Origin of the sequence: Clostridium sp. Cult2, from assembly GCF_021655075.1 — a bacterium.
Classification (GTDB): Bacteria; Bacillota; Clostridia; order Tissierellales; family Tepidimicrobiaceae; genus Schnuerera.
Genome location: NZ_PPXX01000021.1, coordinates 31,612 through 42,554, shown reverse-complemented (window position 1 = coordinate 42,554; position 10,943 = coordinate 31,612). Strand labels below are relative to the sequence as shown.

Below are 10,943 nucleotides of genomic sequence, written 5' to 3'. Positions count from 1 at the left end.
TGGTTTATTAGGTGTGCATTTTTTTATTATTAGTTTTTCAAAAAATATTTAATATTATTTTGCTAAAATCTATTGACTTTAATTAGCTGGTCTTATTTTAAATATTTTAATCTAAAATTATTTAAAACCTAAAACCAACATTAAAATCACATGAACAACCATTAATGCTAAAGCAACAGGAACTTGTGATTTTATAACCTTTCTTTCATCCTTCATTTCCAAAAGGGTAGCTGGTACAATATTGAAATTAGCTGCCATAGGAGTAAGTAATGTACCACAATAACCTGCAGTCATAGCAAGTGCTGCTATTACTCCTGGATTTCCACCTTGACTCAATACAAAAGGTCCACCAACCCCTGCTGTAATCACAGCAAAAGCTGCAAATGCATTACCCATTATCATTGTAAATACTACCATTCCAATAACATAGGCTATAACACCTAAGACTATATTACCCATTGGAACAACACTAGATATTCCTTTAGCTATAACCTCTCCAACTCCTGCAGCATTAAACAATGCACCAAGGGCTGCCAAAGTTGGTGGTAATAGACAAGGAGAACCCATTTGTTGTAATAGCCTTCCTCCTGCTCCAATAGCTTCTATTGGCTTTGCTTTTGTCATTATTAACCCAGTTATAAGTGCAGCTGTAGCTCCTATACCTACACCTACAAGTCCTCCTAAATCAGTAAATTGGGCAATAATAAATGCAAATACAGCTATCATTAGAGCTGGAATAAATATGAAATTACCTATTTCTTCAGATTTTTTCTGTTTAAATTCGTCAGACTTTCCTTTAATAGATCCTGCCTTTACCTTATCTATTGCCGTAATAATTGACATTAAAATTAGTATAATCCCTACTATATTTGCTGGTATATATTCGCCAAATATAAGTATTAATGCTAAAAAGCCCCAAAACATAGTAGTTCCTACACGTGCAGGATGTTTCTTATCCTTAAATGATAGAATAGCTGTGGCAGAAGCAATCAATCCGCATAATATATATAAAATTTTTAATAGTATATCACCCATTATTATAACCTCCTCTAGTTTTTAGTCTTTTCCATTTTCCTCGCTTCAAACCTTTTATCCAATTTCTTATCAAACATTAAAAATTGTATTATTGCAAATATTGTTGCCACAAAAGCTATTGGTATTGCACCTTTAGAAACTTCTAGAGCTGTTGTTTCATAGCCTAATTCATTAAGAGTTCCTACCATGAGTAAAACTCCACTAGATGCAATAAATACATTTTGTGCATAGAAGTTCCCGTAATTTTCAACTGCTGCTGATAAACCCTTAATATCTTCCCTATCCTTCTCTGTCAGTTCACCATATTTATTCTCTGCTGCTCCTTCTGCCATTGGATTGATAAGTGGCCTAATAAACTGTACATGGCCTCCAAGACGTAAAGAAAAAGCTGCTGCAAATGCTCTAATTACCATATAAACAGATAATAATTTCCCCGTTGTTGCATTTTTAATATTACCAATAAGAGATGCAGATCGTTCCCTTAAACCGTTATCTTCAAGTAATCCGATAACTGGTAAACTGGCTAAAAACACTAGCATATTCCTGTTTTTTACAAATGCTTCTCCTAGTGTTGTCAGTATCTCATTAAAAGACAGTCCACCAACAAAACCTGTAACAACCCCTGCTACAGTTACTACTGCAATTGTGTCTAGCTTAAGCATGAACCCTATAACTACTATTAACACGCCTATTAGTTTAATCATTTTCATCCTCCTCTTGTTGTTTTAAATTATATAAAGATTGATTTCTCCCATTTTTAAATTATTGTATATATATTAACAAAGTTTTATTTAAAAAGAAAGAAACCAATGCTTATCACTAAGCTGATATTTTTTGCCAATCCCCTGTAACTATATGTTCAGGCTCGTATATATCCATATTTTTAATATTTATAAAAATATAGGCATATGCTTTTTCTCTCTCTCCATTTTCCATGAAAACATTGACTTCTTTTCGTTCATACATTACTTCATTACTGTTTTCAAAATATTTTTCCATATCATCTAATTCTTTTAGAAAAGTAAGATTCTCATCATCATTAAACTCTATTAATTGCCCCCATACCTTCTCATTCCCTTCTACTAAGGCCGGGCAGTCTTTTTTATTTAAATGGTATAGTACTCCTTTTGTATAGGCTTTTCTTATATTAATCACATTAGCTTTTTCAAAATATTTTTTATAGTTTCTATATCCCTTCATTAAAGTTCCATATACAAATAATTTAACTTTTGCCATATCCTACCCTCCAATTGCTGTTCTAAATATTAATGTCCTCATTTTCCATGCAGACTCTATTTTTCTCTTAATTCTACACAAACTTTAGCAAGTATAGAAATAGGGTCTACACATTTTTTTGATACACCTATCTTTTCAGCTAATACAGGTAGCTCAGTACATCCCAATATTGCAGGTATATCTTCGCCTCCGACATACTTGTTTATTAGGGATTCGAATTCCATTAATGATACATCAAATTCTGAAGATTTTACCCCATATATCCATTTCATAACTATTTCTTTATCTGTTTTATCAGGTTCTATTATATTTAAATCATATTTTTCGAATACCTTCTTATAAATTCCAGACATATAAGTGCCTTCAGTTGCCAAAAGTAAATAATCCTTGTTCCTTCCATATTTCTTACTTAGATAAAAGGCAGTTTCATCTATCATATGAATTATTGGTACTTTAACATATTGGCTAATATCATCATAAAAATAATGTGCAGTATTACAAGGTATAGCTATATAATCCACTCCCATTGTTTCTAGTTTAATTGCGGATCTTACCATTTCTATTTTTGGGTTTTCCCCATTACCAATAATACATTCTGTCCTATCTGGTATTTGCGCATTGCTATCAATAACAATATGCAAATGCTCCTGATCTTTAGTTGCTGGAGTAAATTGAATTATTTTTTCATATAAATTACAAGTTGCTGCAGGACCCATACCTCCAATTATTCCTAGAATCATCACATATCATCTCCGTAAACTAATATTTCTTAATCTTAAGTTTTGATTTATATATAATCTTTTAATGTCTCCCTCATTCTACCTTCAGTACCTATCACCTTTTCAGATGTAATCATAGAATTTAAAACCGCTTCCTCTTCACATTCTGCTACTGCTCTGAATACTATATTAATCTCATCTTCATTCATAATCTTCATATCAATTATTCCTTCATTTTCATTATGCTTAATTCTATTCGACGTAGAAAAGGCAATAGTTATTTCTCCACTCCCATGACCAATATAAGAGCCCAATCTTGCCAAGCCCACTCCTGTTCTCTTACATATCCTTCCTAGCTGTCTACTACTCATAGGTATATCAGTTGCTATAATCGATATTATAGAACCACTATCTGCCTCAGTTTTCATTTCTAATTCTTTAGAAATTGTACTTCCTATATTCTTACCACCAATAGTTAGGTCCTCTAATAATCCATAATTTGATAAAACTAAAACCCCTAAAGTATAAGGTTTTCCATCTATAGTCACTATACGAGATGAAGAACCAATACCACCTTTAAGCTGGTGGCAACTCATTCCTTTTCCTGCCCCTATATCTCCTTCTCTAAAATCCTCTTTAGCATCTTCAATAGCTTTATATACATGTTCCTTTTGTACAGCCCTTGACTGAATATTATTTAGGTAACTGTCATTACACTCACAGATTACTGGATTGAATGTTTTTAATTGGAAATTTTCTTTATTACATTCATTTATCATATATTCTACAACTGCATCGTGAACCAATCCAACATTGAGAGTATTTGTTAAAGCTATAATAGATTCAATGTTACCAAGTTCTTCAATCTGTACAAGTCCTGCTGTTTTCCCAAAGCCATTTAATACATAAGAGGCTGAAACTAGTTTATTCATATAAATATTATCTTCCATAGGAAGTATTACAGTTACGCCTGTCTTGTTCTCTTCAGTATCAATTGTACAATGACCTACTTTAACCCCTTTCACATCGGTTATTTTATTGAGTTTACCTTTGGGTAATCTACCAATTTTAATTCCATAATCCTCTATTCTTTTTTGTTTTATCATTCTAGTCTAAAATACCTCCTCTCTTTGAATTACTACTATTAATAGGTTCTGTTAATATATACTTGCAAATTACGTGCCATGTATATAATCCCTGTAATTAGTTCTTTTAAAAAAGTCCTTTATATAATCGGGCAATATTTTATCCCTTTTCTAACCTGTTTTGCCCGTTCCTATCTTTTAGATAATATGCTATAGCCTTTTCTCGTCAATACACTGCCCTTTCTTCCAGTATTAGGTTCAACAAAACCAAGGGATTGAGCATTTTCCAATAATCCCCTAATCTCCCCTTCGGTTAATTGTATTCCTTCTTCCTTAGCATATTCTGCTAAATAACGTCTTCCTAAACCATTTGAATTCATCAGTTTTTCAAGAACCCATAGCATATCCTTTCCCAATATATCTACCAATATGGAATCATTAGTTTCTTTAAAACTATCAATAATATATTCAGGAAGATCCATTCTATTTAATTTTTTTGTGCCTCTCCATAAACATACAATATACTCCATGGCATTTTCTAATTGTCTAACATTTCCTGGCCAATCATAGCTATACAGCGTCCTAATAGCCTCTTCGTCTAAAATTTCCTCCGCCCTAGTAATCCTACCTTTGCTATATTTATTAAGAAAGAAGTTTGCTAAAAGTAAAATATCCGCCCTTCTTTCCCTTAAACTGGGCACTCTAATAGGCAAAACATTAAGCCTATAATATAAATCCGATCTAAAATTCTCTTTTTTAATTTCCTCTACTAAATCTTTGTTTGTTGCAGCAATTATCCTTACATCTATGGGAATCTCTTTAAATGCACCAATTCTTCTCACCCGTCTCTCCTGAATAACTCTCAATAATGTACATTGGAATTCTAAAGGTGCATCCCCTATTTCATCAAGAAAAATCGTTCCATTATGGGCTTCTTCAAAAAGCCCTCTTTTACCACCCTTTGTTGCACCTGTAAATGAACCCTCTTCATAACCAAAAAGTTCACTTTCAATTAAACTCATTGGAACAGCTGGAAAGTTTACAGGTACAAAAGGCTCTGAGACCCTTTTAGACGCTGAATGAATGGCCTGAGCAAACAGTTCCTTACCTGTACCACTTTCCCCCTGTATTAAGATTGTAGAATCCGTATTAGCAAAGGTTTTAACTTTATCTATTAATCTACTCATAGTTTCGCTTTCATAGATAATGTCATCAAAGGTATAATAATTTTTTCTAACAGCTTTTGTCGTTCTTCTACGAATCTCATGCTCGTTCTTTTCAATTTGATCCGTCTCTTCAAAAGTATATATAATTCCATCTTCGCTACCCCTACCCCTAATAACATTGGCAGTAACGAATACCTTTCTACCCTGTATTAAGATAATATCTACACTATCGTAATTACTCTCAGTAGCTATTTCTGGCAATACATCTTTAATGTTTTTCCCAATTATCTCCTTGTCTGGAATTTCCAAAAGATTATACATTTCTTTATTGCTAACTATGATATTCCTATTTTTATCAACATACATAATTGCTTTTGATATACAGTTAGCAACAGTCTCTAACCTATTGCTCATGATTTTTATATTCTTAGCACTATCATTTATTGTCTTAAGTAATTCAATTATATCCTGAATGTATTTAGAAGAAAGGCTATCCCCTAACTTGTCCATTAATTCAAGTTTTTCAGCTATATCAGATAATGTAGTAATATCGATTTGACGAGTTCCAATATCGATTACTCTATTAAATCCATAGGGAATAAGTTCTGGTTCTCCTACCGTCACAGCAATATCAATTTGTGGATAGGTCATTTGCCCAGGATAATAGGGATAATATTTTATATGATTTATTCCTAAAGCTTGTAATTGGGCTATGGCTTCATGTGCTGTTCTAGCTCTATCATTTATCAGTAATACTTCAGTCCCCTTTGGAAGATTCAATAGTTCAGAAATATTTATATGATTTATTACCCTTCGTGCCACTACATAGCCTGTACAATCTTTAATTATATTTTTAATTCTTTTGTCTATTATTTCAGAAGATGATAAAACAATGATTGAATCCGTAACATCAAAATTCAAATCATCCTCTAAACAATAACCTTCAACTTTTACGTAATTACCAAAATTTTTTTCAAGCTGAGAAGCCAAACTAACAGACGTTGTTCTTCCACGACTAATCAATATGAGTTTTGTCATTTGTTTACCACCTTTCTAAACTATTAACTTTTATGAAAATACTTAATAGTAGTGCTAGCAAAAATTGAATATGGCATAACTATAGACCCTATGATAATTATTAATTGACAAAAACATTCGCCAAATGGGGGTCAAAATTATGCCTATTACTATTGTAGATTACATGGAAGAGATAATCAACTTTTTATAGAACACAATTTATGGAACTAAAAAAAGAACCAATCCCGAAGGACTAGTTCCTTAATAAGTTAGTGCCTGGCTTGGATACTTTCTTCCTTTCTTCTGCTCCTTGGTGTATATTTGGGTACCTTCCCTATAAGCAGCCATCTATTTTCTAAAGTTCCAATTAATAGCACAAATACAAATGTTAGACCTAAACCCAGTCCACATATTAGTATTAATGATGATACTCTACTATATCCTATGTGTCGAGAAAAGTTTCCTATTAGATGTCTTTTTATCTCTTCTAATATTAATGGATGGGAAAAATATATTCCAAAGGAATAGGTACCAAATATCTTTAAACTACTATGTTTCCCAATCATCTTTCTTGTTAACCAAATGAGTACAGGCATGGTAAATAGAGCATAAATCATAGTATGAGGCCTAATGGAACCAAATTTACCATAGTAGTCTCTACCACCATTAATCCAAATATTATAATATACTTGTCCAACATAAAGACTAGTTACAACAATGTATCCAATGAATATACTCTTTATATTCTTCTCAATAAAATCTACCAGTCTTCTATAATGCATACCCATTAGCCCACCAGTTATAAAATAGAAAGACCAGCTAAACAAAGTCTTCCAATAATATCGATTAAATATTCTTAATATCCCTGTTGCATTAGGGTTTTTGAAATAATATCCATATGTAAGAATCATACCTTGAAAAATAATGAAAAAGGCAAATACCCTAAAGGGCTTCTCTTCCATTGGTTTTGTCAGATATTTGATTAATAAAGGTAATATTATGTAGAATTGAAATATTAAAAATATGAAATATAGATGGGAAAAACTCTCCCCTAATAACAATGCTTTCCCAAAACCTAATAATCTTTCACCGTTTATTGGTAACTTATATACACTGGAATTATATAAAAAATAAATAGCAGACCAAAGGATATAGGGTATTAGGATAAATTTTATCTTCTTCTTATAAAATCTACTAGTATCAAATTCATCCATAGACCTATAATTATAAAATAATACTAATCCTGAAATCATCATGAAAATAGGGCTACCAAATCTAAAAAACTGATTCAAAAATATACCTAAATACATTGCCTTAGAGCCATATTCCGAGTTAACTGCAAATCCGCCAGTAGCATGAATGATTAGTATCCCCATGGCAGCAATTGCTCTTATGTAATATAGTTCCTTTATTTCATCACGTTTCGCCATTTGAATTCACCTTCTATCGTTTTTTATATATTATATCATGGATACTATACCTAATGTAAAAAAGAACCCCATAAGTATCTCTACCTATGAAGTTCTTATTTTCACTAATAAGTTAGTGCCGGGCTTGAATATTTAAGTTAGTGTTGAGGCTGATATTTTCATTATGTATAGTATCATCTTTTCTGTATGTAGGGACTATTGTTTCTAAGTAGCTTTTTATGTCTTCTTCATTTCCGTTCTTTATCACTTCTTTTAGACTATCTATGGATTTTAATAATAGTTTGTAATCAAAGAATGTGGGTTTACCTATGAATATTTTATCGTGTTCAGTTTGGCTTATGCCTTCTTCGTCTAATAATAGTTCTTCAAATAGTTTTTCTCCTGGTCTAAGGCCAATAATTTTTATTGGAATATCTGCATTAGGTTCGAAACCTGAAAGTCTTATTAATTCCTTAGCCAAATCTATTATCTTAACAGGCTCTCCCATGTCTAATATGAAAATTTCTCCACCTTTAGCCATAGCTCCTGCTTGGATAACCAGTCTAACCGCCTCAGGAATGGTCATAAAATACCTTACAACCTCTGGATGGGTTACAGTAACGGGACCTCCTTCTTCTATTTGCTTCTTAAATAGAGGAATTACACTTCCATTACTACCAAGCACATTCCCAAACCTTACTGCCACAAACTCAGTATTGCTTATCTCGTTTATGGACTGAATAATCATCTCACAGATTCGTTTAGAAGCCCCCATTACATTAGTAGGATTTACAGCCTTATCCGTGGATATCATGACAAACCTTTTTACTCCATATTTATCTGCTAATTGGGCTAGGTTTAATGTTCCAAATACATTATTCTTGATAGCTTCTCCTGGACAATTTTCCATAAGAGGTACATGCTTATGAGCTGCAGCATGGAATATTACATGGGGTTTTTCCTCTTTCATGATTCTTTCTATTCTCTTTTTATCCCTAATGGAAGCTATAACCACCTTTAAATTTAAATCCTTATAATTCATTAAAAGTTCATTTTGAATATCATAAGCATTATTCTCATAAATATCTAATATTATAAGTTCCTTGGGTTTAAATCTAGCGATCTGTCTACACAGTTCGGAACCAATAGAACCTCCCCCACCCGTAACTAATACTACCTTATCCTTTAAATAAGTGCTAATTTCATCTACATTAAGCCTTATCTCTTCTCGTCCTAGTAAATCTTCTATTTGTACATCCCTAATCTTTTTAATACTTACCTGTCCATCTATTAATTCATACATTCCCGGGAGTATTTTTAATTTACATTTGGTTTTTCTACATACATCAACTATATCTCTTATGTCTTTCCTACCTGCTGATGGTATAGCAATAACTATTTCATCAATTCCCATTTCCTCTGCTAGTCTAGGAATCTCCTCTCTTTTCCCTAATACTGGTACTCCTCTAATTATTTGACCTTGCTTTTTTTCATCATCATCTACTATAACTACAGGTTTACTATTTAATTGAGTATGGTTATTGTATTCCCTAATAACCATAGCCCCTGCATCTCCACCACCAATTATCATTATTTTCCTATATCCATTTCTAGTAGGAACAATACTGCCATTTTTAATCCTACGTAAAGCCCTAATGCTAAACCTTGTCCCACCAATGAATATAATGTCTATCATAGTTGCTATTATGTACACAGATCTAGGCAGATGAGCTTGTCTAATAAATAGGTAACTTAAAGCACCAGCATTAGCCATAATACATGCTGCAATTATATTGATTAACTCACCTACACTAGCATATCGCCATACACTTCTATATAGTTTAAAATAATAAAAGGCTACTAATTTTATAACTGTCAACATTAGAGTATTATCCATATATACGGTTAAATATTTAATCTCAATATTCCCATCAAACCTTAGATATAAGGCTAATAGATAGGATAGGTTTATTAATATAATATCTAGAAAGAATAATAATATTGATTTTTTTCTATTTTTCATAATAAGAACTCCCCTGTATTAAATATTCTCCTTCCCTGATTCAACCTCTTCTTCAGTACTTTGCCAATATTCTTGGAAAAAGGCTACAAAAACGCCTATCATAAGCCCTAATACCAAAGATATGGCTACATTTAATGATTTTCTAGGAGCAACAGGTCTTGTTGAAGGAAATGCTCTAGATATAACTGTAATGCTAGATTCCCCTATCTTGGAAGATTCAGTAACCTTGAGCTCTTCATATTTTTTTACAAAGGCTTCATATGTAGTTTGAGCAATATTAACCTTCTGTTCAATTAAACTTTTTTCATGCTGTTTATCTTGTAATTCTGTTTGAAGTGTTTCTATATCCTTTTGCATTTCGGATATCTTGCCTTCTATACTTTCTATACTTCCTTTAACTTCAGCTAATTCTATCTTTAATGTTTTAGCACTATCATCAATAATTAAGTTCATTCCTGAAGTTTGCCTTATTGTCACATTTCCACCTTGACTAGGTTCCTTTTCAGCTACTTGAATAGCTGATTCTAAAGCATCTTTTCTAATGGATAATTCATTAAGTTGAGTTTTAAAATTAGTAATCTGTTTTAGTTTTGCATTTAACTCCAATTTAAGCTCATCTGCATTTCTAGGTTGGGATAATAATTCTTTTAACTCTATTAATGCTTCATCATATTTTTTCTTTTCCACTTCCATTTGTTCTTTTATATTATGAGAAGTCTTTGAAGCTCTATCTTTAGCATTGGATTCTACTACAGAAATAAAGTTTTCTCCCACTTTATTGATTATATTAGCTGCTTTTTCTGGGTCTGTATGCTGCATTTTTATAGTAATTAATTCTGTATCCTTTATTGCTTCAAGGTTAATTTTACTTGCTAGGCTCTCTATAGAATACTCATCCTGCAAGTTTAAGTCTTCTATAGTCTTAGACATAACTGCTGGAGTCTTTATCTGTTGCCTATAGGTTTCTTGGTTCATACTAGGATATCGGGATATGGCATCTAATACCTTCCCTACATTGCCATTACTGTCTCCCTCTATGTTTTGGAATTGTTCGCTAATATTTGATGTCATAAGGACCATCTTTGCCTCATATTGGGGACTTATAACAAAGAAACTTAATATGCCAGCAGTAATAACTGCAAATAAAGTAATTAAAATAATAAATTTTTTTCTCTTTATTAGTATTTCTATTAGCTCTCTTAAGCTGATTTCTTCCATGTGCCTTCCTCCAATTCTTAGTTTATGTTCTTAAA

Annotated in this window: 9 protein-coding genes; all 9 read right to left on the bottom strand. The window is 32.2% G+C overall.

Translation table 11 applies throughout. The features are described 5' to 3' along the window. Window positions 1–117: 117 nt before the first annotated feature. Window positions 118–1,035 (bottom strand): DUF979 domain-containing protein, encoded by a 918-nt coding sequence (locus C3E90_RS02610; RefSeq protein WP_236913999.1) that lies wholly within the window; start codon window positions 1,033–1,035, stop codon window positions 118–120. Between the two features lie 14 nt (window positions 1,036–1,049). Then, entirely contained in the window at window positions 1,050–1,736 is a 687-nt protein-coding gene (locus tag C3E90_RS02605; protein WP_336513000.1) for a DUF969 domain-containing protein, read from the bottom strand. 118 nt (window positions 1,737–1,854) lie between these two features. Beyond that, entirely contained in the window at window positions 1,855–2,271 is a 417-nt protein-coding gene (locus tag C3E90_RS02600) for a gamma-glutamylcyclotransferase family protein (RefSeq protein WP_236913996.1), read from the bottom strand. Between the two features lie 56 nt (window positions 2,272–2,327). Then, entirely contained in the window at window positions 2,328–3,011 is a 684-nt protein-coding gene (locus tag C3E90_RS02595) for an aspartate/glutamate racemase family protein (RefSeq protein ID WP_236913994.1), read from the bottom strand. 47 nt (window positions 3,012–3,058) lie between these two features. Next, window positions 3,059–4,096 (bottom strand): DmpA family aminopeptidase, encoded by a 1,038-nt coding sequence (locus C3E90_RS02590; protein WP_236913993.1) that lies wholly within the window; start codon window positions 4,094–4,096, stop codon window positions 3,059–3,061. 170 nt (window positions 4,097–4,266) lie between these two features. Beyond that, entirely contained in the window at window positions 4,267–6,279 is a 2,013-nt protein-coding gene (locus C3E90_RS02585) for a sigma-54 interaction domain-containing protein (protein WP_236913992.1), read from the bottom strand. Window positions 6,280–6,527: 248 nt separating this feature from the next. Next, window positions 6,528–7,688 carry an acyltransferase gene (locus tag C3E90_RS02580; protein ID WP_236913991.1) on the bottom strand — a complete coding sequence of 387 codons (1,161 nt, stop codon included), beginning with the start codon at window positions 7,686–7,688 and terminating at the stop codon, window positions 6,528–6,530. Window positions 7,689–7,800: 112 nt separating this feature from the next. Further along, complete coding sequence (locus tag C3E90_RS02575) at window positions 7,801–9,690, bottom strand: polysaccharide biosynthesis protein (protein WP_236913990.1); 1,890 nt, start codon at window positions 9,688–9,690, stop codon at window positions 7,801–7,803. 18 nt (window positions 9,691–9,708) lie between these two features. After that, complete coding sequence (locus C3E90_RS02570; protein WP_236913989.1) at window positions 9,709–10,908, bottom strand: GumC family protein; 1,200 nt, start codon at window positions 10,906–10,908, stop codon at window positions 9,709–9,711. Window positions 10,909–10,943 lie beyond the last annotated feature (35 nt).

What these genes read in the sequence shown, in the direction of transcription:
- C3E90_RS02595 (WP_236913994.1), bottom strand. Translation starts at nt 3,011, where the DNA reads ATGATTCTAGGAATAATTGGAGGTATGGGTCCTGCAGCAACTTGTAAT.
- C3E90_RS02570 (WP_236913989.1), bottom strand. Translation starts at nt 10,908, where the DNA reads ATGGAAGAAATCAGCTTAAGAGAGCTAATAGAAATACTAATAAAGAGA.
- C3E90_RS02610 (WP_236913999.1), bottom strand. Translation starts at nt 1,035, where the DNA reads ATGGGTGATATACTATTAAAAATTTTATATATATTATGCGGATTGATT.
- C3E90_RS02580 (WP_236913991.1), bottom strand. Translation starts at nt 7,688, where the DNA reads ATGGCGAAACGTGATGAAATAAAGGAACTATATTACATAAGAGCAATT.
- C3E90_RS02590 (WP_236913993.1), bottom strand. Translation starts at nt 4,096, where the DNA reads ATGATAAAACAAAAAAGAATAGAGGATTATGGAATTAAAATTGGTAGA.
- C3E90_RS02600 (WP_236913996.1), bottom strand. Translation starts at nt 2,271, where the DNA reads ATGGCAAAAGTTAAATTATTTGTATATGGAACTTTAATGAAGGGATAT.
- C3E90_RS02585 (WP_236913992.1), bottom strand. Translation starts at nt 6,279, where the DNA reads ATGACAAAACTCATATTGATTAGTCGTGGAAGAACAACGTCTGTTAGT.
- C3E90_RS02575 (WP_236913990.1), bottom strand. Translation starts at nt 9,690, where the DNA reads ATGAAAAATAGAAAAAAATCAATATTATTATTCTTTCTAGATATTATA.